Annotated in this window: 22 protein-coding genes; 14 read left to right on the top strand and 8 right to left on the bottom strand. The window is 70.0% G+C overall.

The features are described from left to right. The first annotated feature begins 90 nt into the window (after nucleotides 1–90). The 3 genes from icmF to BCF44_RS41250 all read left to right on the top strand — a co-directional run bounded on the left by icmF (nucleotide 91) and on the right by BCF44_RS41250 (nucleotide 5,549). The gene (icmF, locus tag BCF44_RS41240) at nucleotides 91–3,318 is read left to right on the top strand and encodes a fused isobutyryl-CoA mutase/GTPase IcmF (protein WP_116179949.1); all 3,228 of its coding nucleotides are present in this window, start codon (nucleotides 91–93) and stop codon (nucleotides 3,316–3,318) included. Between the two features lie 65 nt (nucleotides 3,319–3,383). Further along, on the top strand, nucleotides 3,384–4,547 hold the full coding sequence (locus tag BCF44_RS41245; protein WP_170218032.1) for an MFS transporter: 1,164 nt from the start codon (nucleotides 3,384–3,386) through the stop codon (nucleotides 4,545–4,547). 258 nt (nucleotides 4,548–4,805) lie between these two features. Beyond that, on the top strand, nucleotides 4,806–5,549 hold the full coding sequence (locus BCF44_RS41250; RefSeq protein WP_170218033.1) for a helix-turn-helix transcriptional regulator: 744 nt from the start codon (nucleotides 4,806–4,808) through the stop codon (nucleotides 5,547–5,549). 171 nt (nucleotides 5,550–5,720) lie between these two features. On the opposite strand, the gene BCF44_RS41255 is transcribed toward BCF44_RS41250, so the two are convergent. Together BCF44_RS41255 and BCF44_RS41260 are read right to left on the bottom strand one after the other, a co-directional pair. Next, nucleotides 5,721–6,602, bottom strand: a complete 882-nt coding sequence (locus BCF44_RS41255) for an alkaline phosphatase family protein (RefSeq protein ID WP_116180134.1) — start codon at nucleotides 6,600–6,602, stop codon at nucleotides 5,721–5,723. Between the two features lie 647 nt (nucleotides 6,603–7,249). Beyond that, on the bottom strand, nucleotides 7,250–8,401 hold the full coding sequence (locus BCF44_RS41260; RefSeq protein ID WP_116179952.1) for a glycoside hydrolase family 88/105 protein: 1,152 nt from the start codon (nucleotides 8,399–8,401) through the stop codon (nucleotides 7,250–7,252). A 176-nt stretch (nucleotides 8,402–8,577) separates the two neighbouring features. Here BCF44_RS41260 and BCF44_RS41265 point away from each other — a divergent pair, with 176 nt between their 5' ends. The 3 genes from BCF44_RS41265 (at nucleotide 8,578) to BCF44_RS41275 (ending at nucleotide 10,966) form a co-directional block, all read left to right on the top strand. After that, nucleotides 8,578–9,567 (top strand): MBL fold metallo-hydrolase, encoded by a 990-nt coding sequence (locus BCF44_RS41265; protein WP_116179953.1) that lies wholly within the window; start codon nucleotides 8,578–8,580, stop codon nucleotides 9,565–9,567. Between the two features lie 83 nt (nucleotides 9,568–9,650). Then, entirely contained in the window at nucleotides 9,651–10,142 is a 492-nt protein-coding gene (locus tag BCF44_RS41270; RefSeq protein WP_116179954.1) for a MarR family winged helix-turn-helix transcriptional regulator, read from the top strand. Then, entirely contained in the window at nucleotides 10,139–10,966 is an 828-nt protein-coding gene (locus BCF44_RS41275) for a VC0807 family protein (RefSeq protein ID WP_116179955.1), read from the top strand. Before BCF44_RS41270 ends, BCF44_RS41275 begins: the two co-directional genes overlap by 4 nt. A gap of 1 nt (nucleotide 10,967) precedes the next feature. Here the strand turns inward: BCF44_RS41275 and BCF44_RS41280 are convergent, their stop codons facing one another. Further along, on the bottom strand, nucleotides 10,968–11,480 hold the full coding sequence (locus BCF44_RS41280; RefSeq protein ID WP_116179956.1) for an Lrp/AsnC family transcriptional regulator: 513 nt from the start codon (nucleotides 11,478–11,480) through the stop codon (nucleotides 10,968–10,970). A 116-nt stretch (nucleotides 11,481–11,596) separates the two neighbouring features. Between BCF44_RS41280 and pdhA the strand changes: the two genes are divergently transcribed. From pdhA to BCF44_RS41295, 3 genes are read left to right on the top strand one after another with little or no spacing between them, the layout of a single operon-like run. Then, complete coding sequence (gene pdhA, locus BCF44_RS41285; RefSeq protein WP_116179957.1) at nucleotides 11,597–12,688, top strand: pyruvate dehydrogenase (acetyl-transferring) E1 component subunit alpha; 1,092 nt, start codon at nucleotides 11,597–11,599, stop codon at nucleotides 12,686–12,688. Further along, a complete protein-coding gene (locus BCF44_RS41290; RefSeq protein WP_116179958.1) occupies nucleotides 12,688–13,701 on the top strand; it encodes an alpha-ketoacid dehydrogenase subunit beta in 1,014 nt (337 codons plus the stop codon). The genes pdhA and BCF44_RS41290 overlap by 1 nt, the downstream gene beginning before the upstream one ends. Next, nucleotides 13,698–14,891, top strand: coding sequence for a dihydrolipoamide acetyltransferase family protein (locus tag BCF44_RS41295; RefSeq protein ID WP_116179959.1), 1,194 nt, complete (start codon nucleotides 13,698–13,700; stop codon nucleotides 14,889–14,891). Before BCF44_RS41290 ends, BCF44_RS41295 begins: the two co-directional genes overlap by 4 nt. Nucleotides 14,892–14,894: 3 nt before the next feature. Here the strand turns inward: BCF44_RS41295 and BCF44_RS41300 are convergent, their stop codons facing one another. Then, a complete protein-coding gene (locus BCF44_RS41300) occupies nucleotides 14,895–15,371 on the bottom strand; it encodes a hypothetical protein (RefSeq protein ID WP_116179960.1) in 477 nt (158 codons plus the stop codon). Nucleotides 15,372–15,481: 110 nt separating this feature from the next. Beyond that, nucleotides 15,482–16,405: a PAC2 family protein gene (locus tag BCF44_RS41305; RefSeq protein ID WP_116179961.1), complete on the bottom strand. Its 924-nt coding sequence runs from the start codon at nucleotides 16,403–16,405 to the stop codon at nucleotides 15,482–15,484. Nucleotides 16,406–16,594: 189 nt separating this feature from the next. On the opposite strand from BCF44_RS41305, the gene BCF44_RS41310 reads away from it, so the two are divergent. The 5 genes from BCF44_RS41310 to BCF44_RS41330 all read left to right on the top strand — a co-directional run bounded on the left by BCF44_RS41310 (nucleotide 16,595) and on the right by BCF44_RS41330 (nucleotide 20,660). Beyond that, nucleotides 16,595–17,257 carry an HAD family hydrolase gene (locus BCF44_RS41310; protein WP_246016108.1) on the top strand — a complete coding sequence of 221 codons (663 nt, stop codon included), beginning with the start codon at nucleotides 16,595–16,597 and terminating at the stop codon, nucleotides 17,255–17,257. A 283-nt stretch (nucleotides 17,258–17,540) separates the two neighbouring features. Next, complete coding sequence (locus tag BCF44_RS41315; RefSeq protein ID WP_342775708.1) at nucleotides 17,541–18,557, top strand: beta-ketoacyl-ACP synthase III; 1,017 nt, start codon at nucleotides 17,541–17,543, stop codon at nucleotides 18,555–18,557. A gap of 115 nt (nucleotides 18,558–18,672) precedes the next feature. Further along, nucleotides 18,673–18,948: a hypothetical protein gene (locus BCF44_RS41320; RefSeq protein ID WP_147328832.1), complete on the top strand. Its 276-nt coding sequence runs from the start codon at nucleotides 18,673–18,675 to the stop codon at nucleotides 18,946–18,948. Nucleotides 18,949–18,966: 18 nt separating this feature from the next. Then, a complete protein-coding gene (locus BCF44_RS41325; protein ID WP_116179963.1) occupies nucleotides 18,967–20,370 on the top strand; it encodes a DUF4331 domain-containing protein in 1,404 nt (467 codons plus the stop codon). 11 nt (nucleotides 20,371–20,381) lie between these two features. Further along, complete coding sequence (locus BCF44_RS41330; RefSeq protein ID WP_116179964.1) at nucleotides 20,382–20,660, top strand: phospholipase; 279 nt, start codon at nucleotides 20,382–20,384, stop codon at nucleotides 20,658–20,660. A gap of 214 nt (nucleotides 20,661–20,874) precedes the next feature. Here BCF44_RS41330 and BCF44_RS41335 read toward each other — a convergent pair whose 3' ends face one another. From BCF44_RS41335 to BCF44_RS41345, 3 genes are all read right to left on the bottom strand, one after another. Next, nucleotides 20,875–21,675 carry a VOC family protein gene (locus BCF44_RS41335; protein WP_170218034.1) on the bottom strand — a complete coding sequence of 267 codons (801 nt, stop codon included), beginning with the start codon at nucleotides 21,673–21,675 and terminating at the stop codon, nucleotides 20,875–20,877. A gap of 218 nt (nucleotides 21,676–21,893) precedes the next feature. Continuing rightward, nucleotides 21,894–22,805 (bottom strand): patatin-like phospholipase family protein, encoded by a 912-nt coding sequence (locus tag BCF44_RS41340; protein WP_246016125.1) that lies wholly within the window; start codon nucleotides 22,803–22,805, stop codon nucleotides 21,894–21,896. Nucleotides 22,806–22,827: 22 nt separating this feature from the next. After that, nucleotides 22,828–23,883 (bottom strand): NAD(P)-binding domain-containing protein, encoded by a 1,056-nt coding sequence (locus BCF44_RS41345; RefSeq protein WP_246016109.1) that lies wholly within the window; start codon nucleotides 23,881–23,883, stop codon nucleotides 22,828–22,830. Between the last annotated feature and the right edge of the window lie 26 nt (nucleotides 23,884–23,909).

Raw genomic sequence — 23,909 nt, forward strand, 5'->3', positions numbered from 1 at the left:
CGCCGGTCGTGAGGTGTTCCGCGTCCCAATTGGTTGCACTCCCGATAGTAGGAAGGCAAAGTATTTGGGAGGCGACCCCAAGGAGTTTCCATGAGCGGCTCAGGTGCTCTCCACAAGCCGAGCAACCCGGTCCGGTTCATCACCGCCGCCAGCCTGTTCGACGGACACGACGCCGCGATCAACATCATGCGGCGCATCCTCCAGGCGCAGGGCGCTGAGGTGATCCACCTGGGCCACAACCGCTCGGTGGACGAGGTCGTCACGGCCGCCATCCAGGAGGACGCGCAGGGTGTGGCGATCAGCGCCTACCAGGGCGGCCACGTGGAGTACTTCACCTACCTCGTGCAGCTGCTGGCCGAGCGCGGCGCGGGGCACGTCAAGGTGTACGGCGGCGGTGGCGGCGTGATCGTGCCGCGGGAGATCGAGCTGCTGCACTCCCGGGGCGTGGAGCGCATCTTCTCGCCGGCCGACGGCCAGCACCTGGGCCTCGCCGCCATGATCAACACCATGGTCGAGGCCTGCGACTACGACCTGTCCGCGCGGCTGCCGGCCAGCTGGGACGGCCTGTTCACGGGCGCCCAGGACGCGCTGGCCCGGGCCATCACGGTGATCGAGGCCGGTCAGCTGCCCGACGACCTGCGCGCGGCGATGACCGACGCGGTCGGCGACCGGCACGTACCGGTCCTGGGCATCACCGGCACCGGCGGCTCCGGCAAGTCGTCGCTGACCGACGAGCTGGTCCGCCGCTTCCGGCTGGACCAGCAGGACAAGCTGCACATCGCCGTGCTGGCGGTGGACCCGAGCCGTCGCCGCGGCGGCGGTGCGCTCCTCGGTGACCGGATCCGGATGAACTGCCTGGACCGCGAGCGGGTCTTCTTCCGCTCGCTGGCCACTCGCCGGGCCGGCGCGGAGGTGCCGGACGGCCTGGCCGACGCGATCCTGGCCTGCAAGGCCGCCGGCGCGGACCTGATCGTCGTGGAGACGCCCGGCATCGGCCAGGGCGACGCCGCGATCGTGCCGTTCGTCGACCACTCGCTGTACGTGATGACGCCGGAGTTCGGCGCCGCGTCGCAGCTGGAGAAGATCGACATGCTGGACTTCGCCGACGCGGTGGCGATCAACAAGTTCGAGCGCCGCGGCGCCGAGGACGCGCGCCGGGACGTGGCCCGGCAGCTGGTCCGCAACCGCGAGGCGTTCGGCTCCACCTGGCAGGACATGCCGGTCTTCGGCACCAGCGCCGCCACCTTCAACGACGACGGCGTCACGGCGCTGTACCAGCACCTGGTGACGAGCCTCGGGTTCGAGCCGGGGGTGCTGCCGAAGGTCGAGGGCAAGGTGTCCACCTCGGCGTCCACCGTCGTGCCGGCCGCCCGGGCGCGCTACCTCTCCGACATCGCCGACACGGTTCGCGGCTACCACAAGCGCACCGACGAGCAGGTCGAGGCCGTACGCAAGCACGCGCACCTGGTCGACGCGCAGAAGGCGCTGGACGCCGCCGGCAAGTCCACTTCGGACATCGCGGAGCTGGTCGAGGCCGGCGAGCGCAAGGTGGACCGGGAGAGCGCCGAAGCGCTGGCCGAGTGGCCGCGCACGGTCGAGCAGTACTCCGGTGACGAGCTCGTGTTCACCGTGCGGGACAAGGAGATCCGTACCGCGCTCACCAGGGAGACGCTGTCCGGCAACAAGGTCCGCCGGGTCAGCCTGCCACGGTTCGACGACGAGGGCACGCTGCTGCGCTTCCTCCGCTCGGAGAACCTGCCCGGCTACTTCCCTTACACCGCAGGAGTTTTCCCGTTCAAGCGGGACGGCGAGGACCCGGCCCGCATGTTCGCCGGCGAGGGCGACGCGTTCCGCACCAACAAGCGGTTCAAGCTGCTGTCCGAGGGTTCGGCGGCGACCCGGCTGTCCACCGCGTTCGACTCCGTCACGCTGTACGGCCGCGACCCCGACACCCCGCCGGACGTCTACGGCAAGATCGGCACCTCCGGCGTCTCGATCGCGTCCCTGGCCGACATGAAGGCCCTGTACGACGGGTTCGACCTGACCTCGCCGACCACGTCGGTGTCGATGACGATCAACGGCCCGGCGCCGACGATCCTGGCCTACTTCCTGAACACCGCGATCGACCAGCGGGTCGACGCCTTCCGCGCCGAGCACGGGCGTGAGCCGTCGGCCGAGGAGCTGGCGGAGCTGCGGGCCTGGGCGCTGGCCAACGTGCGCGGCACCGTGCAGGCCGACATCCTCAAGGAGGACCAGGGCCAGAACACCTGCATCTTCTCCACCGAGTTCAGCCTGCGCATGATGGCCGACATCCAGGAATGGTTCATCGCCAACAAGGTGCGCAACTTCTACTCGGTGTCGATCTCCGGCTACCACATCGCCGAGGCCGGCGCGAACCCCATCAGCCAGTTGGCCTTCACGCTGGCCAACGGCTTCACCTACGTCGAGTCCTACCTGGCCCGCGGCATGGACATCGACGATTTCGCGGCCAACCTCTCGTTCTTCTTCTCCAACGGCATGGACGCCGAGTACAGCGTGATCGGCCGGGTGGCCCGGCGGATCTGGGCGGTGGCGATGCGGGACCGCTACGGCGCCAACGAACGGTCCCAGAAGTTCAAGTACCACGTGCAGACCTCGGGGCGGTCGCTGCACGCGCAGGAGATGAACTTCAACGACATCCGCACCACGCTCCAGGCGCTGTGCGCCCTCTACGACAACTGCAACAGCCTGCACACCAACGCCTACGACGAGGCCGTCACCACGCCGACGGAGAGCTCGGTGCGCCGGGCGATGGCCATCCAGCTGATCATCAACCGCGAGTGGGGCCTGTCGATGAACGAGAACCCGTTGCAGGGTTCGTTCGTCATCGACGAGCTGACCGACCTGGTCGAGGAGGCCGTGCTGGCCGAGTTCGACCGGATCTCCGAGCGCGGCGGCGTGCTCGGCGCGATGGAGACGGGCTATCAGCGCGGCCGGATCCAGGACGAGTCGATGCTCTACGAGCAGCGCAAGCACAACGGCTCGCTGCCGCTGATCGGCGTGAACACGTTCCTGGCGCCGCAGGCCGACGAGGGCCCGGTGGAGATCGAGCTGGCCCGCGCCACCGAGCAGGAGAAGGAGTCGCAGGTCGCGCGGACGCTGGACTTCCAGCACCGGCACCGCTCCGAGGCCGCCGACGCGCTGGCCCGGCTGCGCGCGGCGGCCACCGGCGGCGAGAACGTGTTCGAGGTGCTGATGGACGCCGCGCGGGTGTGCACACTCGGCCAGATCACCGAGGCGTTCTTCGAGGTCGGAGGCCAGTACCGCCGCAACATCTGAGCCTTTGATTCTGCCCTGAGCAGCGCTCGCGGTGCTCAGGGCGGCTGAGGGCTAGGGTCGGCGCCGTGACCCTGCTCGCGCGGCACCAGGACTTCCGCCGGCTGTTCGTCGGCAACTCCGTGTCCCTGCTGGGATCCAGCGTCACCACCGTGGCGCTGCCGCTGGTCGCCGTGGTGTACCTGCGCGCCACGCCGGTGGACATGGGCCTGCTCGGCGCGGCGGCCTTCCTCCCGCACCTCGTGCTGGGGCTGCCGGCCGGCGTGTGGGTGGATCGCTTGCCGTACAAGCGGATCCTGGTGATCGCCGACCTGTGTCAGCTGGTGCTGATCGGGTCCGTCCCGATCGCCGCTGCGCTGGGGTTGCTCACCCTTGAGCAGCTGTACGCCGTCGTGTCTCTGGCCGGCGTGTGCAGCTTGTTCGACGCCATCGCCGCGCAGTCCTTCACCCCGCAGCTGGTGCCGCGCGACCAGTTGCTGCCCGCCAACAGCGCCCTGATGCTGACCACTTCCACGGTCGGCGTGACGGGCTCCGCCATAGCCAGCGGGCTCGTCGCTCTGCTCGCCGCCCCGCTCGCCATGGCCGTCGACGCCGTGTCGTTCCTGATCGCAGCCCTGTTCAAGTCCCGGATCACGGCCGCCGGTGTCGGAAATCCCTTACGCGGCAAGGGTGATCTGTTCGACGGCCTGCGGGAGATGTTCTCCCACCCCGTGCTGCGGCCGGTGACCATCGCCGCTGCGCTCGGTGCCCTCGGCGGCCAGACGCAGAACGCCGTGCTGGTCCTGTACCTGGTACGAGTGCTCGGTTTCTCGCCCGCCTTCGTCGGCATCGCGCTCACCGTGGCCGGCATCGCCGGCATCCTCGCCGCCCTCATCACTCCCGTGGTCACCCGCCACCTCGGCCCCGGCCGTACCTTCGTGTTCGGCATGCTGCTCTCCTCCGCCGCCGGCCTCCTGCTCGCCACCGGCCCCGCCGTCCTGTCCCAGCTCCTGCGCGGCGCGGGCCCGGCCCTGTACGGCGTCAACCAGCAGACCTTCCGCCAGAAGTTGGTCCAACCCGCGCTGTTGTCCCGGGTCAACGCCGCCTGGCGTTTCCTCGTGTACGGCACTCAGCCCGTCGGCGCCGTCCTCGGCGGCCTGCTCGGCACCGTCGACCTACGCCTGCCCCTGATCGTCAGCGGCGTCCTCATGCTCGCCGGCACCGCGCTGGCTTTGCCCCTGACGACCCGATAGACCTCGGTCTCCACGGCCACCGCCACGGAGACCGAGGCGGCTCGACTACGGGGTCGTGAGGGTGTCTCCGCCGAGCTCCAGCTGCGCACCGGACGCTGGAACGAGGCGTACGTCAGTGCGGGGGAGGCGGCGACCATCGCGTACCAGGCGAAGATCGTGCTCCCGGCCGCCTACGCGCTCAGCAGCATGGCCCGGATCGACGCCGCGCGGGGCGACCACGATGACTGTCGATCGCACGCCGCCGAGATCGACGGTCAGTTGGCCGATCTCGGCGCGGCGCTGGTCCAGCCCTATGTGGACATCGCACTGGGCCTCGATCGACTCGGCGCCGGCCAGCCCGTCGAAAGCGCCGCACGGCTGCGCCGCGTCAACGCTCGCCTCGCCGGGACCGGGCTGCGTGAGGCCACCGTGCTCCAATACCACGCGGACCTGGTCCTGTCCCAGTTGGAAAGCGGTGACAAGGAATCGGCTCGGCGGGTGGTGCGGGAACTCGACGACCTCGTCTCCTCGTCGCCGATCGCTTGGAGTCGGGCCGCGTTGCTGGTCTGCCGCGCGCTCGTCGCCGACGCGGTCGACGCGCATGCCGCGTGTGAGGACGCGATCGCCCTCTACGGGCGAATTCCCGATCCGTTCGCTCAGGCCAGGGCGCAGCTCGTCTATGGTTCGCTGCTTCGGCGCGCGAAGCGCAGGCGGGCCGCTCGCGATCAGCTCGCCGCCTCCTTGGCGACGTTCGAGGAGCTGCGGGCGAAACCGTGGCGGGACCGCGCCTCCCAGGAGCTTCGGGCGGCCGGGGTCAACGTGGCGCGGCAGCCGGCCTACACCGCGGGGCTGGCTCCCCAGGAGACGCAGATCGCGCTCTCGGTGGCCGAAGGGCGGACGAACCGGGAAGTCGCGTCGGCGCTGTTCCTGTCGGTGAAGACGGTCGAGTACCACCTCGGCCGTGTCTACGTGAAACTCGGCGTTCGATCACGAGTCGAACTGGCGCGACTGCTGACCTCATGAGTCCGGCCACGCCCCGGCTCGCCGGTGTCGGTGCCACGGGTCGCGTCGCGGCCGTCACCGTGGCAATCACGGTGACGGCCGGACGCTGCGTGGCGACGCGTCGATCACGGACGGCAAGGCCGCTGGCGGCGGGCGGCCATCGTTGCGACGTGGACGGCCACCACCCCATGGTCAGGACGCACTGCCCGACCAGACATCGGTGATCGCCGTGGCCTTCGCGGCCGCGCCCAGCGCGCCCACTCCGTAGGCGTCCTCAAGGGTTCGCAACACCGTGTAGTGGTTGATCTTCTCCGTGTACTGCCCCGGCTTCACCTGCGCGCCGGCGAAGATCGTGGGGATCCCGTTGTTCCCGCCGTTGTCCTCGTCCTCGTCCCAGGTGATGATCAACAGGCTGTTGTGGGTCCTGGCCCACTGGACGTATCCGTCGACGTTCTTCTTCAGCCAGGTGTCGCCCTGCTGAATGGAACCGTCGTGCATGTCGTCCTGAAGGTTCGGCGTCACCCAGGCCAACGTCGGCAGCTTGCTGAAGTCCTTCGGGAAGGAGGAATAGGGCTGGTTGGCGGAGGTCGGGAGGTCGCTGAAGTTCACCCAGGGGCTGTGCTTGCGGGCGTAGTCGCCGTTGGTGCAGCCGGTGTAGCCGACCTTCGGCAGGCTTTCGGAGTACCCGACGAAGCTTCGCCCGCTCGCCGCGAGCTGATGGGCGACGTTGTCCGCGGCGAAGGTGTGCGGACACGAGTCGTCCTTGACGCCCTGGGTGGAGCCCGACAACAGCGCGATGTAGTTGGGCTCGCTGGGATGCGTGAGCGCGAACGACTTGGTGAACAGGGCGTACTGCTTGGCCAGGGAGTTCAGGTACGGCGCGTGGGAACTGCCGATGATGCTGTTGAATCCGCGGTTCTCCATCATGATCAGCACGACATGATCGAACCTCGGAACCGCGGTCGTGACGCTGTCGGGCTGCCCGGCGGTTGCCGGCGCCGCGTTGACGGCCATGCCCAACGCCGCCGCGGTCGCGGTCACGATCGCCGTGACCCATCGTCGTCCGTTCGCCATCGGATCCTCCACGTCTCGTGGTTGTGCGTGACATCCCGCCGGCTTCCCGAATGAAGCCGACGTCCACAGTTGACAGTCGCGGCCGAGGGCGCGGCTCGGTTGCGCGATGGACCATGTAGTAGACGGTTCAACACTTGTTGCGCCACAAGGGTTTGATCCCGCGTTGAACGGAACGGACCATCCACCGGGGGCGTCCCCCTGGAACCGTGGACCGCCCGCCATGTCCGCGACATTCTTTGGTTAGGAAACTTTCCTAACTAGTTGACTATATCGGCCTGCCCTATCGCCGAGCAAGGGTGAGGCAGCGTGGAACGATCCAGCCGATTGCCCTGTCCACTGGGGACGATGAGACCGGTGGTCCGGCAACAGGTGAGGATGGCGCGGACGGCTGGATTCGTTCCAGGCTGGTGGAATCCGGTCAGCGGCCTCCGTCGACTGATTTGCCCCATTCGATGGGCGGTGAGCCCTGGTTGCTCGACTGTTGCACCAAGTCTTGGCCCAGGAATCGCCCTTGGCGCCGATCGCTCGGATCATGCGCGCCCAAGCCGATGGTTGCTCGCAGTCGACCTCAACGTCGCCGACTCGGCGTGCACCGCTGCGCGGGCGGGTGGCCGTCGTAGGCGTTCATGCGACGGCCACCTATCAGCTCACTTGGTCAATTCCTCGTTCATCAACAGGAACGTGCCCAGCCCGTGCTGGTCGTTGGCCGTGCGCGGGCGGCTGTAGTAGCCCGACAGCGAGTTCGTGACGGCGGTGCCCGGGCAGATGTCGGCGATGGTGGTGCGGCCGTCCGACCCGAGGGTCACCTTCTGGAGCACCCCCTGGTAGCCCTTCTGCGCCGCCGCCTGGAGGCTCGATGACACGTAGCCGGCGCGCACCGCGCGGGAGATCGCGTAGGTGTACATCGCCGACGCGGAGGTCTCCGTCCAGTTGTTGGGGTCGGTGCCCTTGTCGACGATCTGGAACCAGCGGCCCGTCGCCGGGTCCTGGTACCTCACGAACGCGGTCACCAGCTGCTGGAGGTTCTTGATCAGCTGGGCCCGCCGGGAGTCGTTGGCCGGCAGCACGTCCAGCACGTCGAAGTGGGCCAGCGCCACCCAGCCGATCGCCCGCGCCCAGTGGTACGGCGAGGTGTGGGTGGTCTTGTTGGCCCAGAACGCCTTGCCGTCGGCCGAGTAGGCGTGGAACAGCAGCCCCGTCGACGACGTCAGGTGGCCGAAGTAGGTGGTGAGGTTGTGACACGCCTCCTGGTAGCAGTACGTCTGGTCGTTGTACCGCTGGCCGTAGCGGGCGAGGAACGGCTGCGCCATGAACAGACCGTCGCACCACAGCTGCTGCGTGAACGACGTGGAGTGCCACATCGCCCCGTCGCTGGTCCGGGGGTAGTTGGTGATCCGGGTGCGGATCTGCTGTGCCGCCGTCCTGTACCGGCCGTCGCCGGTCTCCTGGTGCAGGATCAGCAGCAGATTGCCGGCCTGCATGGCGTCCAAGCTGGTGAGCGGGTCGTTGAGATGCCCGTTGCCGTCGACGGAGTAGTCCACCCACTTCTTGATGTACGCCAGGTACGACGGCGTGCGCAGGCGCTGGTAGACGAGGTAGGTGCCGTACAGGAACAGGCCCTGCGTGTAGCCCCAGCCGCCGAGCGACTTGGGGTCGGGGTTGCGGGCGATGGTCGAGTCCACCACCGCCTTCGACCAGTCGGTGGCCGCCGCCGAGGCCGTGCCGGCCGTCGCCGCCAGCAGACCACCCGTCAACACCGCGAGGCGGCCGAGATCCCGCCGCGAGATCGAGCTGGACATGGTTGTCCTCCGGCCGAGCCCCGGCGGCGGGCCCGACGTGCTAGTGGGAGCGCTTTCTCACGCAGGGGTACACGGATGTGCGTCACAGCCGCAAGAGGCCGGACGGGCCCGTGTGGCACACTCCGGAGAGGAGGTTGGCTTTGGCAACTGATATCGCGGCGGCTCGGTCGGCGTGGATGGAGCCGGGGGCGTTCGAGGTGGCGCCGGGCGTGTTCCGGATCCCGCTGCCGCTGCCCAACGACGGCCTGCGCGCGGTCAACGTGTACGCCATCTCCGACGGCGACGAGCTGGTGCTGATCGACTCCGGCTGGGCCCTCGACGAGGCCCGGGACCGGCTGGAACAGGCGCTGGGCGGCATCGGCCACGGCTTCGAGAGCATCAGCCGCTTCCTGGTCACGCACGTCCACCGCGACCACTACACGCTCGGCGTCACGCTGCGGAAGACGTTCGGGTCAAGGGTGAGCCTGGGCATCGGCGAGCAGCCGTCGCTGGAGGCGATCCTGAACGGACGGGTCGAGGGCCAGCTCAACGACCTGGTGCGCTGGGGCGCGGCGGACATCGCGGAGCGCATGCGTGAGGGCATGAAGCGCGGCGGTCGGCAGCCGGACGGCTACGAGCGGCCGGACGAATGGATCCGCGGCGAGACGGAGATCCGCCTCAACACCCGGACCCTCAAGGCGCTGCCGACGCCCGGGCACACGGCCGGCCACCTGGTCTACATGGACGCCGACTCCTCGCTGCTGTTCGCGGGCGACCACATCCTGCCGCACATCACCCCGAGCATCGGCTTCGAGCTGGTACGCCAGGAACTGCCGCTGGGGGACTACCTGGACTCGCTGCGCCTGGTCCGCGAGCACCCGGACATGCGCCTGCTGCCGGCCCACGGCCCGGTCGCCGACTCCACCCACGTCCGCGTGGACGAGCTGCTGGACCACCACCGTCGTCGCCTGGACGAGACGGAACGCGCCCTCGGGCAGGACGTGGCGACGGCGGCGGAGGTGGCGGGCCGGATGGGTTGGACCCGGCACAACCGCAAACTGTCCGAAATGGACACGTTCAACCGCATGCTGGCCATCGGCGAGACCTCCGCGCACCTGGACGTGCTGGTCCGGGACGGCCGGCTCACCGGGTCCACTGTGGACGGAGTCGCGCGCTACACGGCCTAGAACCTGCCTCCGGTCGGGGCCCGGAGATCCCCATGCGGAAAAGTAGTTGATGGAGTCCATCAACTACTGCTAGCGTCTACCGCATGGTGAGTCGTGAGGACGTCGAGGGTCTGGTTGCGGCGCTGTTCACGGTGAACGGCGGCCTGACCAAGGCGGCGAAGCAGCGGCCGAAGGCCGCCGAGCTGCGGCTGCTCCAGACCGTCGCGATGCACGAGGGCAGCCGGCCGTCCGAGCTGGCCGAGGCCATGGGCGTGGACCGCTCGCTGGTCACCCGGCAGCTGCGCGACCTGGAGGACGAGGGCAAGGTCAAGGTCAGCCCGGACCCCCGTGACGGCCGCGCCTTCATCGCCGAGCTCACCGAGCTGGGCCGCCAGCAGATCGCGGAGCTCACCGAGTTCGGCATGCGCCGGTTCGAGAGCTTCGTCGCGGACTGGGAGGCCGACGAGCTCCGCGAACTCACCCGCCTGCTGTGGAAGTTCGAGCACAGCAAGGCCGCCGTCGTCGAGCGGGAACAGCAGGAGCACCAGCGGCCCGAGCGCGGCCGCGCCCGTCGAGCAAGGGGGAACACCGAATGAACACGGCCAAAGCCAAGGTCTTAGCCATCGCGCTGCTGGACATGGCGCTGGACATCGTGGTGCCGACGGTGGTGTACCTCATCCTGCAACCGCTCGGCGTCCCGTCCGTCCTCGCGCTGTCCGCCGGCGCCGTCCTGATCGGCGGCAAGGCCGCCTTCGGCAAGCTCACCGACACCGGCGAACGCGACGTCAAGCTGGTCCTGGCCAGCACGGTCGTCTCGCTGGCGGTGATGTTCGGCCTGTACGCGGCGGGCGTGTCCGTCACCATCGCGATGGTCGCCGGCGTGGCGGTGCAGGCCGTCGGCGTGGCCACGTCGATCCTGCGCAGCGGCAAGCTGGACGGCTTCGCCCTGCTGGTGCTGACCGAGCTCGCGCTGGGCATCGCGCTCACCTTCGTCAGCAGCGGCGACCCGCGCTTCCTGGTCGCCCGCCCGGCCTTCTACACCGCCGTCGCCGCGGTCTACGTCTTCATCACGGTCTTCCGCGGCAAGGCCTTCATGTACGTCGTCGGCCGCCCGATGGCCGTCGCCGGCGACCCGAAGCGGGACGCCGCCTACAACCGGGCCTGGGACAACTCCGCCGAGTTCCGCCGCCTGGAGCGCATCGGCACCGCCGCCTTCGGCCTGGTGCTGCTGGCCGAGTCGGTGCTGCGGGTGGTGCTCGCCTTCCAGTTCGGCGCCGACGACGTGGCCGCCTCCAGCCTGGTCTCGAACCTGCCGGTGATCATCCTGTTCGTGCTGTTCATCGTCGGCTTCAAGGTGATCCTGGTGCCCCGCCTGAGCAAGGTGGTCGACGCCGAGATGCCCGTCGAGAAGGCGGCCTGACCTAGCCCCGCTGTGCCGATCCCCATTGGGGCCCCAGACCCGGATCCTCCTCGAACACGAGCCAGGTCCGGGTCGCCCGCACGCCCTTCACGCTCTGGATCCGCTCCAGCACCACCTCGCGCAGCGCCAGGTTGTCCGGCGCGTGCACCAGGGCCAGCACGTCGAAGTCGCCACCGACCAGCGCCAGGTGCTCGATGTAGCGGATCCCGCGCAGCGCCTTGGCCACCGACCGCCAGGTGTTCTGCTCGATGGTCAGCAGCACGTATGCGCTGGTGCCCAGGCCGGCCCGGCGCGGCGAGATCTCCGCGGTGAAGCCGGTGATCACCTCGGCGGCCAGCAGCCGGTCCAGCCGGGCGTAGGCACTGGTGCGGGAGATGTGCACCCGGTCGGCCAGCGTCCTGATCGACATCCGGCCGTCGCGCCGCAGCTCGGCGATGATCGCCCGATCCACGTCGTCGAGCTCGGCGGCCGAACGTCCGGCCGGCCCCGGTGTGACGTCGGTCTCGATGGACAAACGGCCCTCCAAACGGCCACGAGGCGGAAATCTGTCTCGGATCTTCCGCCAGTGTCGGACAAGGAGCTCAGAATGTCGAGGAAACGCCTGCAAACGTCTGCCGAAGGAGGACCCCGGTGTCCGATCACATCGCCACGGACCTGCTGCCCTCGGCCACCCCCGTGCGCTACCTCGCCGAAGACGGCACCACCGTCGACGGACCCGCCGGCTACCCCCGGCCGAGCACCGAGGAGCTGCGCGAAGCCCACCGCCGGATGGTGGTGGGACGCCGATTCGACGCCCAGGCCACCGCCCTCACCAAGCAGGGCCGCCTCGCCGTCTACCCGTCCAGCCACGGCCAGGAGGCGTGCCAGATCGCCGCCGCCATGGTGCTGCGCGAGGACGACTGGCTGTTCCCCACCTACCGCGACACCATGGCGATGGTCACCCGAGGCCTGGACCCGGTCGAGGCGCTGGGCCTGCTGCGCGGCGACGCGCACTGCGGCTACGACCCGAACGCCACCCGCACCGCCCCGCAGTGCACCCCGCTGTCCACCCAGACGTTGCACGCCACGGGTCTGGCGTACGCCTTGCGCCGCAAGGGAACCGACAGCGCAGTGCTGGCCCTGATCGGCGACGGCGCGACCAGCGAGGGCGACTTCCACGAGGCGCTGAACTTCGCCGCGGTGTTCGAGGCGCCGGTGGTCTTCCTGGTGCAGAACAACGGATTCGCGATCTCCGTGCCGCTGGAGAAGCAGACCAAGGCGCCCTCCTTGGCGTACAAGGGAGTCGGCTACGGCGTCCGCTCCGAGCAGGTCGACGGCAACGACCCGGTGGCCATGCTCGCGGTGCTGCACAAGGCGTTCGAGCACGCCCGCGCCGGCGCGCCCTTCCTGGTCGAGGCGCACACCTACCGCATCGAGGCGCACACCAACGCCGACGACGCCACCCGCTACCGCAACAGCGATGAGGTCGACCGCTGGCTGGACGCGGATCCGTTGGCCCGCCTGGAGAAGCACCTGCGCACGCTCGGCGCCCTCACCGACGAGGACGTCGCCGCGGCGCAGGCCGACGGCGAGCGGCTGGCGGCCGACCTGCGTAGCCGGATGAACGCCGACCCGCACCTGGACCCGATGACGCTGTTCGACCACGTGTACGCCCGGCCCACCACGCAGCTCGTCGAGCAGCGTGACCTGCTGGCCACCGAGCTCAAGGCCCAGGAGGGCTGATGGCCGCCACCACCATGGCGCAGGCGCTCAACCGCGCGCTGCGCGACTCGATGACGGCCGACGAGCGGGTGCTCGTCTTCGGCGAGGACGTCGGCCAGCTCGGCGGCGTCTTCCGCATCACCGACGGCCTGACCAGGGACTTCGGCGAGGACCGCTGCTTCGACACGCCGCTGGCCGAGGCCGGCATCGTCGGCTTCGCGCTGGGCATGGCCATGGGCGGCTTCAAGCCCGTGGTCGAGATGCAGTTCGACGCCTTCGCCTACCCGGCCTTCGAGCAGATCACCTCGCACGTGGCGAAGATGCGCAACCGGACCCGCGGCCACCTGACGGTGCCGATGGTGATCCGCGTGCCGTACGCCGGCGGCATCGGCGGCGTGGAGCACCACTGCGACTCCAGCGAGGCGTACTACGTGCACACGCCGGGCCTGAAGGTGGTCACGCCGGCGACCGTCAACGACGCCTACACGCTGCTGCGGGAGGCGATCGACGATCCCGACCCGGTGATCTTCATGGAGCCGAAGAAGCTGTACTGGTCCAAGGAGGACATCGAGCTCCGGCACATCGACGAGCCGCTCGGGCACGCCGCGGTCCGCCGGCACGGCAAGGACGCCACGCTCATCGCCTACGGCCCGTCGGTGCCGGTCGCGTTGCAGGCGGCCGAGGCCGCCGCCGAGGAGGGCGTCGACCTCGAGGTGATCGACCTGCGCTCGCTGGTGCCGTTCGACGACGACACCGTGATGCGGTCGGTGCGCCGCACCGGGCGCTGCGTGGTCGTGCAGGAGGCGTCCGGTTTCGCGGGCTTCGGCGCGGAGATCGTCGCCCGCATCCAGGAGCGCTGCTTCCACTCGCTGGCCGCGCCGGTGATCCGCGTCGCCGGCTTCGACATCCCCTACCCGCCGCCGATGCTGGAGCACTCGCACCTGCCCAGCGTGGACCGCGTGCTGGACGCCGTGGACCGCCTCCAGTTCACCGACGAGCCCGACCACCGGTACCTCACGGGGGCCCACTCATGACGACCGAACAGCTGTTCCGGTTGCCGGATCTGGGGGAGGGGCTCACCGAGGCCGAGGTGCTCGGCTGGAAGGTGGCGGTGGGCGACACCGTGCACGTCGACCAGGTGGTGATCGAGGTGGAGACGGCCAAGGCGGCCGTCGAGGTGCCGGTGCCGTTCGAGGGCACCGTGCTGAAGCTGTTCGCCGAGGCCGGTTCCGTGGTGTCGGTGGGGGAGCCGCTGATCGCCGTGGGCGCGGCGGCGCAAGCTGCCGAGTCCGGCTCCGGCAACGTGCTCATCGGCTACGGCACCAAGGACGAGCCGCGCACCCGTCGCCGCCGGGCCAAGGCGGCGGTGGCCACCGCGGCGGCACCGGCCGCGCCGGCCGTCGAGCAGGCGCCGAAGGTGATCTCGCCGCTGGTACGGAAGTTGGCCCGGGACAACGGGATCGACATCGCGACGATCACCCCGACCGGTCCGGACGCGATCGTGCTGCGCAAGGACGTCGAGGCGGCGATCGCCAAGCCCGCGCCGGCGGTCGACGGCGAGCGGATCCCGCTGCGCGGCATGCGCCGGGCCATCGCCGACAAGCTCAGCCGCAGCCGGTCCGAGATCCCCGACGCCACGACGTGGGTCGACGTGGACGCCACCGGGCTGATGGAGGCCCGCAAGGTGATCGGCGTCGGCGTGCTGGCGCTGATGGCCCGCATCGTCGTCGCCGGCCTGGCCCGCTACCCCGAGCTGAACTCCACTGTGGACACCGAGCGGCAGGAGATCGTCCGCTTCAAGGCGGTCAACCTCGGCTTCGCGGCGCAGTCCGACCGGGGCCTGGTGGTGCCGGTCGTGCGCAACGCCAACCGCCTCACCACGCTCGAACTGGCGGCCGAGCTGACCCGGCTCACCGAGCTGGCCCGCGCCGGCACGCTCACGCCGGAGGACATGACCGGCGGCACCTTCACCCTCAACAACTACGGCGTCTTCGGGGTCGACGGCTCCACGCCGATCATCAACCACCCGGAGGCCGGGCTGCTCGGCGTCGGCCGCATCGTCGACAAACCGTGGGCGGTCGACGGCCAGCTGGCGGTCCGCAAGGTCACCCAGCTGTCCTTCACCTTCGACCACCGCGTCTGCGACGGCGGCGTGGCCGGCGGCTTCCTGCGCTACGTCGCCGACTGCGTGGAACGGCCGGTGACGATGTTGGGCGGGCTCTGAGCCTCACCAGGTGTCGGCGACGACCCACCAGCGCACGCCGTCGTGCATCAGGATCGCCTGCGTCTCGCCCTGCTCCTCCAGCATGCCGTCCGGCGTGCTGGAGGCCTCGCCGGCGTAGTGCACGACGGCCAGCGCGCCGCCCTTCTTGGCCACCGTGGACACGCTCACGATCTCGGTGGTGCGTTCGTACCAGCCGGATTCGGCGTGCTTTTCCTCGACGAGCCGGATGAAATCGTCCAGCGGGCAATTGTTCACCGTCGTCTCGCCGTCCTCGTTCACGGTGAGGCAGGCGAACAGCACGTTCGGCACGCACAGGGAACGGAGCCGATCGCTGTTCCACGCCCCTTTCGGCCCGTTCACCGAATCGTGCAGCGCCGTCACGATCGCCTCGGGTGATGCGACGTCCTCGGCACGTGCTTTCGGCACCCACTCCTCGAGTTCGCGATTGGTGCGACTCCACGCCGCGTGCGCATCCGCCATACCCGAACCGTAAACCCACAGCGGGAATGGTTGACCGGAAGTTCCGCGAAACCGGCACGAAAAAGGCGGCGGAGCGCCGGGGCTCCGCCGCCTCGATGGGACAGGGACGATCAGCGGTCGAACGGTCCGGGCGGGCCGTCGCCCCGCTGGCCGCGCTCGCCGCGGCCGCGGCGGCGCAGGTAGCGCTCGAAATCGGCGGCGATGGCGTCGCCGCTGGTCTCGCTGAGCTGGTTGTCGGCGTCGGCGTCGCCGCGCTCCTCCAGGGCGCGGACGTAGTTGCGCACGTCCTCGTCCTCCTCGGCCATCTCGGTGACCGTCTGCTCCCACTCCTCGGCCTGCTCCGGCAGCGCCCCGAGCGGCACCTCGATGTCGAGCGCCTCCTCCACCCGGTGCAGCAGCGCCAGCGTGGCCTTGGGGGCGGGCGGCTGCGACACGTAGTGCGGCACCGCCGCCCAGAACGAGATCGCCGGCACGCCGGCCTGCACGCACGCGTCCTGGAACACCCCGACGATGCCGGTCGCGCCCTCGTAGCGCGAGCTCTCCAGCCCGAACTTGGCCGCCGAGTTGGCGTCGTAGGCCATGCCGGTGACCGGCACGGGGCGGGTGTGCGGGGTGTCCATGAGCATCGCCCCCAGCGTCACGACGGTGGTCACGCCCAGTTGCTCCACGTAGCCGATCAGCTCGGCGCAGAACTTGCGCCAGCGCATGTTCGGCTCGATGCCGTGCACGAGCACCACGTCCACCGAGGACCCCGGCGGGCGGCACACCGACAGCCGGGTGGTCGGCCACTCGATCCGCCGCGTGATGCCCTCGACCATGCGGACCGTGGGCCGCGTGACCTGGAAGTCGTAGTAGTCGTCGGGATCGAGTTCGGCGAGGGGGGTGGCGTCCCAGGTGAGTTCGAGGTGCTCGATCGCGGTGCTGGCGGCGTCGCCGGCGTCGTTCCACCCTTCGAAAGCGGCCACGAGGACGGGGTCGGTGAGCTGACGCTGCTCGGCCGAGGCGCCCTCTGCGTTCAGGTCCGGATCGGTCACCGGCCCAGCCTACGACCCGGGGCAGGTCCGACTCGTTCGGTGCACCTGTTTGCCCCCCGCGCGTCGTCCCGTCGATCGTTCGGCGGGAGGGTGTGGCGCTGGCCGCACCGCCCCCGCGAACCCCCTGTGGGCGGGGTCGGCTCGGTTACCGTTGCGGGTGCGGTGGCACTTCGACAGGCAGGAGAACCCGTGCGCGGGCCGGCGGCGGTCTTGTTCGACATGGACGGCACTCTGATCGACTCCGAGAAGGTCTGGGACGTCTCGCTGGCGGATCTGGCCGCCTCGCTGGGCGGCGCGCTCACGCCCGAGACCAGGGCGGCCATGATCGGGTCCAACATGGACCGCACGATGGTGCTGATGTTCGACGACCTCGGCCTCGCGCACGACCGGTCGGCGATGGACGAGGGCTGCCGATTTCTCACCAAGCGAACAGAGGAGCTGTTCCACGAGGGCCTGCCGTGGCGGCCCGGCGCGGCCGATCTGCTCGCCGCGGTGAAGGCGGCCGGCGTCCCGACCGCGTTGGTCACGTCCACCGAGCGCGCCCTGACCGAGGTCGCGCTGGACACCATCGGGCGTGACTTCTTCGACGTGACCATCTGCGGCGACGAGGTCGACGGCCGGAACAAGCCGCTGCCCGACCCGTACCTGAAGGCGGCGCGGCTGCTGGGCGTCGAGCCGGCCGACTGCGTGGCGGTCGAGGACTCGCCGACCGGCTCCGCCTCGGCCGCCGCCGCCGGCTGCACCGTGCTGGTCGTGCCGTGCGACGTGGACGTGCCGATCGGGCCGGGCATGGTGCTGCGGGAGACGCTGGTCGGCGTGGACGTCGCTGCCCTCGGAGCACTGCTGGGCTGAGAATTCGCGCAGACCCGGCCGCCACGGGTGGTTTCCCACCCGGTCGGCTGGCATTCTGGCAGGCACTACCGGGGACGGGCGGGCGCCGGGGCCGATCGGCCCCGGCGCCCGATTTATTTTCCCGATCGCCCGAACGGCCGTTAATCGAAACGAGACGGGATCGTTTTTCGGTGTGGCGGACGTGACTGCCGGACCCCGGGTCGGCGAATTGCCTTACCGATCGGTAGCGGATCTCCTTGACGTTCGCGTGTTTTCTCCACCGCCGACGACAGGAGCCGCCACCGTGAGGGCGTCCATTCGCACCAGCGCCCCCGTGCGCCACGCCGCCATGCTCGGTATCGGCGCGTACCGGCCTCGGCTCGTGGTGGACAACGACCAGGTGGCCGGGCTGATCGACTCGTCCGATGAATGGATCCGGACGCGGTCCGGAATTCGCTCCCGGCGGTGGGCGAGCGAGGACGAGACCATCGTCGAGATGGCGGTGGCGGCGGCCACCGCGGCGATCGAGCGCAGCGGCGTCGACCCGGCCCGGATCGGCTGCGTGCTGCTGGCGACGATCTCCCACCTCAAGCAGACGCCGGCCGCGGCCAGCGAGGTCGCCACCCGGGTCGGCGCGGTCAACGCCGGCTCGATGGACATCTCCGCCGCCTGCGCGGGCTTCTGCTACGGCCTGGCGCTGGCCGGGGACATCGTGCGCGGCGGCAGCGCCGAGACGGTGCTGGTGATCGGCGTGGAGCGGATGACCGACATCATCGACGGTCGGGACCGCGGCACCGCCTTCCTGTTCGCCGACGGCGCCGGCGCGGCCGTGGTCGGCGCGAGCGACGAGCCCGGCATCGGCCCGGTGGTGTGGGGGAGCGACGGCAGCCAGGCCGACCTGATCGGCCAGGACCACAGCTGGCTGGACTGGCGGGACCAGGTGGCCAAGGATCCGTCGGCCGAGGCGCCGGCGATGCGGATGCACGGGCAGCCGGTGTACCGCTGGGCGACCGTGGAGATGGCCAAGGTCGCCCGCCGCACGCTGGAGGCCGCCGGCATCGAGCCGGGCGACCTCGGCGCGTTCATCCCGCACCAGGCCAACGACCGGATCACCGAGGCGCTGGCGCGGTCGCTGCGGCTGCCCTCGACGGTGGCCGTCGCGCGGGATGTTGTTGAACAGGGCAACAGTTCCGCGGCGTCAATTCCGCTCGCGATGGACGCGCTGCTGTCCTCCGGCGCCGCCCGCAGCGGCGACACCGCCCTGTTGCTGGGCTTCGGCGCTGGTCTGAGCTTCGCCGGACAGGTCGTCGTGCTGCCCTGAGCTGTTGCACATGAGTTGCAGTTAGTGAACGAGTGAACTGATCAGGTTCTCCGCGCGAAGTGATCTGGTGACCCGACTCGCGCCAGTTCGCACCTTCTGTCTGGAGACCCGGATCATGACAAGTCTTTCCCCAGTGTCGCGCCGCAAGCTGTTCCGCGGCGCGCTCGCCGTCGGCGCCGCTGGCGTCGTCGGGGGCGTCGCCGTCGAGGCGTTCACCACGGGCGCGTCGGCGCAGACCACCGCGCAGGCCGCCGGTGGCGACTCGGAGCCCGTGGTGGCGCACGTGCGCGACGTCGCGTCGGGGGACATCGACATCTTCGTCGGCACCAAGCTGGTCCGGCTCAAAGACCCGCAACTGGCCGCGCAACTGGCGCAGGCCGCCGCCCGCTGACGAGGAGACCCGAATCCCGTGTCATCGCATCGCGAAGCCCCCGAGATCTCACAGGACCCGGTCGCCGACTCCGCGGACCTGTACGCGTTCGTCAGCCCCGACGTGCCGAACACCGTCACGATCATCGCCAACTACGTGCCGCTCCAGTCCCCGGCGGCCGGCCCGAACTTCTTCGAGTTCGGCGAGGACGTGCTGTACGAGATCAACATCGACAACGACGGCGACGGCCAGCCGAACGTGACCTACCAGTTCCGGTTCAAGACCGTGCTGGGCAACAACAACACGTTCCTCTACAACACCGGCCCCATCCAGTCGATCGACTCGGCCAACTGGAACCGCAAGCAGTTCTACGACGTCGCCAAGGTCACCCGCAACGGCAACCAGGCCGTCGCGCAGACCGTGGGCCACAACCTGGCCAGCCCGCCGTGCAACATCGGTCCGCTGTCCACCCCGAACTACGGGGCGCTGGCCCAGCAGGCCGTGCACGACCTCGGCGGCGGCCGCAAGGTGTTCGCCGGCCAGCGTTCCGACGGCTTCTACGTCGACCTCGGCTCGATCTTCGACCTGGGCCGGCTGCGCCCGTTCGACGCCGCCCACAACAACTTCGGGCTGGCCAAGCTGGTCAACTCCGGCGGCGTCAACGCCACCAAGGACCTCAACGTGCACACCATCGCGTTGCAGGTGCCGATCAGCGACCTCGTGCGCGGTGGCGCGGCGTCCAAGGACGTCAACAACCCGGCCTCGGTGATCGGCGTGTGGACCGCCGCCAGCCGGCAGCAGGTCAAGCTGTGGGACGACGTCAAGCGCAAGCACGAGTGGTCCGGGCCGTGGACGCAGGTGTCGCGGCTGGGCAACCCGCTCGTCAACGAGGTGCTGATTCCCATGTCCCGCAAGGACGAGTGGAATCATTCGCAGCCGGCCGACGACAAGAACTTCGCCCAGTTCGTGACCAAGCCCGAGCTGGCCGGGCTGCTGCCCGTGCTGTACCCGGGGGCCTTCCCGAACCTGGACGCCCTGAACAAGTCCGGCAAGTCCCGTGACGACCTCGCCGCGGTGCTGCTGACCGGCCTGCCGTCCGGTGTGGTCAACGGGTTCCAGAACAACACCGGACACGTGCAGGCCGACATGCTCCGGCTGAACACCGCCGTGCCGCCGGCCGCCAAGCCGAACATCCTCGGCGTCGTCGGCGGCGACCTGGCCGGCTTCCCCAACGGGCGGCGGGTCTACGACGACGTGGTGTCGGTGGAGCTGCGGGCCATCGCCGGCGTGACGTTCAGCCTGATCGACAAGAACTTCAAGCCGGACGCCGTGGCCGGGCAGGTGACCGACGGGCTCACGCCCGCCAACCTGGACATCCAGTTCATGCCGCACTTCCCGTATCTCGGCCTGCCGCACGACGGCTTCGACACGCCTTCCAAGTAGGAGCGGATCAGTTGGACAGTCTGGTTCTCAACATCGGCGGCGAGATCGGCGCGCTGGTCATCCACACCGGCCGGGAGATGGATCTGGCGGAAATCGAGCTCAGCCCGGTCGGCGCCGACCACCAGCGCTTCCACAACCAGGTGCACGCCCGGGAGCTGCCGGACGGCATCCGCCACAACGCCGTCTTCCCGCACGTCCACGCCGGCACCTACACCGTCTGGCGCGACTCCCTGACGGCCCACGGCACCGTCACCATCGCCGGCGGCCAGGTAACCGACTACACCTGGTAGCCGAACCCCCGCGAGTCACGCGTGAGGTCGCGCCGGTCTGAAGGACCGCGGGCTCAGCTCGATCGAGTCTGTTCATCGATCGAGCTGAGCCAAGGGAAGAGACCGGATCTTCAGCGACCTCACCCCGCGCGGAACGCGCGGCACAAGCACAGACACACCGAAATGCGGTTTCGTGCAGATCTGAGCCTCCGGGCTCAGATCTGCACTGCCTTTGTCAGCACCGGTCCGCCAGCCAGTGCGGGTCGACGGCGATGGTGTCGGCGGTGAGGCCGTAGTGCTCGGCGACCTCGCGCAGCCGCTCCTCGCCGCGGCCGAGGGTGAAGCGGTGCCCGTCGGGGTCCCGCACGACGAAATCCCGCATGCCGTACGGGCGGGAGGCGACCGGGTCGACGATCTCGGCGCCGGCCTCCCCGTACTCCGCGCAGAGGGCGTCGGGATCTTCCACGTAGACGTACGTGGACTGCGCCGCCGGCGGCCCGTCACCGGTCCAGGGCGCGAGCAGCAGCATCTCGATCTCGCCGCTGGCCAGGGCGGCGAGGCTGTCGTCGCCGGTGCGCCAGGCGAGGCGGAAGCCCAGCGCTTCCTGGTAGTAGACGATCGACCGGTCCAGGTCGGAGACGGGCAGTCGAGGCATGAGGTGCTGCCAGGTCGTCGGCTCGGTGGGCATGGATTCCTCCTGGGTCAGGGCATCCACAGCCGCCAGCAGGCCGCGGACCTCGTCGAGACGAGCCTCCAGCCGTGCGCGGTGGTCGCGGAACAACTCACGGCGCTCCGGGTCGCCGACGCCGGCCAGCACGCGGCGGATGTCGGCGATGGGCATGTCCATCGACCGGAGCAGGGCGATCACCCGGGCGGCGCCGGTCTGGCCGCTCGTGTAGTAGCGGTAGCCGGACTGCGCCTCGCGGCCTTCGGGTTCGAGCAGCCGCAGCCGGTCGTAACGGCGTAGCTGAGGAATGGTCAGCCCGACGAGCTCGGCGAACTGCCCGATCTGCCACCGGCCGGAGTTCTCGTCCACGCCGATGATTCTGGAACCCTGACCGGCGAGAGGGTCAAGACTTCTGCCTGAAACCTGCATTCGGTGTGTCTGTGCTTGTGCCGCGCGTTCCGCGCGGGGTGAGGTCGTTCGTGACCGGTCTCTTCCCTTGCCTCAGCTCGATCGATGGACAGACTCGATCGAGCTGAGCCGGCGGTCCTTCAGACCGGCGCGACCTCACGCGTGACTCGCGGGGGTTGTCAGGCGGCGAAGAGGGCGTGGACGGCGGCGGCACCGGTTTCCTCGGCGCGGCGGAGGCGGGGGATGTTGGTGGTCAGGCCGTTGACACCGCAGTCGACAGTGGGGCGCAGCGCCAGCAAACCCTTGCCCGTCAACAACTGCATGGCGCTGGCGTGCTTCTCGGCCCGCCGGCGCAGAGCCTCGGCGACGACGGGGTCGAGGCCCCGGGCCACCACCGACATCAGCGGATGCTCGCCCCCCTTGGGCGACTTCTCCGTGGGGGCACGGGAAAGCAACACCAGCACGTGCGTGGCCTCCCGCTCCAGCGCCCGCTCGATGGCGATGGGCTCGGCGACGGAACCGTCGATCCACTGCGCGCCCAGCAACGACACGGCCGGCCCGCACAGGAACGGCACGCACGAGGTGGCGCGCAGGGCCGCCCGCCAGTCGTCGGCACAGGTGAGACCGGAGAGTTCCTCGGCGGCGCCGGTGTCCAGCCGCGTCGCCACCGTGCGCACGGGGATGTCGGACCCGGCCAGCAACTCGTAGTCGAGGGGCTTGGCCTTCTCGAGCACGTGCTCGACGAGGTAGTCGAGGTTGATCAGAGGCCCCCGGCCCGTCAGCGCCCGCCGGTAGTTGATGAAGTTCCGGGACGCGAGGTCCTCGTAGTAGACGGCGCCGGCCTTGGAACCCTTGCCGACGGCCAGGGCAACCGCGGAGAAGGCACCGGCGGAGGTGCCGTAGACCTCGTCGAACGAGTCGCGCAGGCCGAGGGACTCCAGGGCGGAGACCATGCCGCCGGCGTAGACGCCCCGCATGCCGCCGCCCTCGACGACGAGCGCCACCCGCAGCTTGTCCTTGCGCCGCCCCGGCCTGCTGCCGGAGGCCCGACGGGCCCGCAGCACGTCCAACACGTCCCGGTCGCCGTGCACGAAGTCCAACGCGCCTCACCTCTCAGGCGGCGCTCACGGCCCGCCTCGCCAGCAGGTCCCGGACTTCCCGGGCCGCCGCACGTCCTGCCCTGGTCGCGCCCACGGTACTAGCCGAGGGTCCGTACCCGATCAGGTGAACCCGAGGGTCTGGCACGACGCGAGTGCCATCCATGGTGATGCCGCCGCCCGGCGCGCGCAGGTGCAGCGGCGCGAGGTGGTCGAGGGCGGCCCGGAAACCGGTGGCCCACAGGATGACGTCGGCCTCGACGTGCCGGCCGTCGTCCCAGGCCACGCCGTCGGGCACCACCCGGTCGAACATCGGCAGCCGCTCCATCACGCCGCGGGCACGCGCGTCCGCCACGTCCGGGGTGACACCCAATCCGGTCACGCCGACCACACTGATGGGTGGCAGCCCCGCGCGAACGCGCTCATCCACCAGCGCGACCGCCGCACGCCCGTCCTGCTCCTTGAACGGCCCCTCCCGCCACACCGGCGGCCGCCGCGTCACCCACGTCGTCTCGGCCGCGACCAGCGAGATCTCCGCCAACGCCTGCGTGGCGGACGCCCCGCCGCCGACCACGACCACGCGTTTCCCGGCGAACTCCTCCGGCCCGCGGTAGCCGGCCGTGTGCAGCTGTCGGCCGCGGAAGGTGCCCTGCCCCGGGTAGTGCGGCCAGAACGGCCGGTCCCAGGTGCCTGTCGCATTGATCACGGCCCGGGCCACCCACTCACCCTTATCGGTGACAACCAGCAGTCGCCCGTCCCCGTTCTCCCGAACGGATGTCACCCGAACCGGTCGTTGCACCGGTAGGGCGTTCTCACGCTCGAACCTCTCGAAGTACGCCGACACGACCTCCGACGCCGGCAGCGACCCGTCCGGCTTGCCCAGCGGCATGTCCGGCAGGTCGTGGATGCCGTGCACCTTGCCGAGCCGCAGCGACGGCCAGCGGTGCCGCCACGCCCCGCCCGGCCCCGCGTTGCCGTCCAGCACGACGTGCTCCACGCCGTAATGGCGCAGGAAGTAACTCGCCGACAGCCCCGCCTGCCCGGCCCCGATCACCAGCACGTCGACATCCACACCCTGGGAAACGATCAGCGCGAACG

This window comes from Kutzneria buriramensis, assembly GCF_003387475.1.
GTDB lineage: Bacteria > Actinomycetota > Actinomycetes > Mycobacteriales > Pseudonocardiaceae > Kutzneria > Kutzneria buriramensis.

Excerpts from the sequence above, each read along its gene's own strand:
- icmF (WP_116179949.1), top strand. The coding sequence starts at position 91 with ATGAGCGGCTCAGGTGCTCTCCACAAGCCGAGCAACCCGGTCCGGTTC.
- BCF44_RS41255 (WP_116180134.1), bottom strand. The coding sequence starts at position 6,602 with ATGGCGAACGGACGACGATGGGTCACGGCGATCGTGACCGCGACCGCG.
- BCF44_RS41260 (WP_116179952.1), bottom strand. The coding sequence starts at position 8,401 with ATGTCCAGCTCGATCTCGCGGCGGGATCTCGGCCGCCTCGCGGTGTTG.
- BCF44_RS41265 (WP_116179953.1), top strand. The coding sequence starts at position 8,578 with ATGGAGCCGGGGGCGTTCGAGGTGGCGCCGGGCGTGTTCCGGATCCCG.
- BCF44_RS41270 (WP_116179954.1), top strand. The coding sequence starts at position 9,651 with ATGGTGAGTCGTGAGGACGTCGAGGGTCTGGTTGCGGCGCTGTTCACG.
- BCF44_RS41275 (WP_116179955.1), top strand. The coding sequence starts at position 10,139 with ATGAACACGGCCAAAGCCAAGGTCTTAGCCATCGCGCTGCTGGACATG.
- BCF44_RS41290 (WP_116179958.1), top strand. The coding sequence starts at position 12,688 with ATGGCCGCCACCACCATGGCGCAGGCGCTCAACCGCGCGCTGCGCGAC.
- BCF44_RS41295 (WP_116179959.1), top strand. The coding sequence starts at position 13,698 with ATGACGACCGAACAGCTGTTCCGGTTGCCGGATCTGGGGGAGGGGCTC.
- BCF44_RS41300 (WP_116179960.1), bottom strand. The coding sequence starts at position 15,371 with ATGGCGGATGCGCACGCGGCGTGGAGTCGCACCAATCGCGAACTCGAG.
- BCF44_RS41320 (WP_147328832.1), top strand. The coding sequence starts at position 18,673 with ATGACAAGTCTTTCCCCAGTGTCGCGCCGCAAGCTGTTCCGCGGCGCG.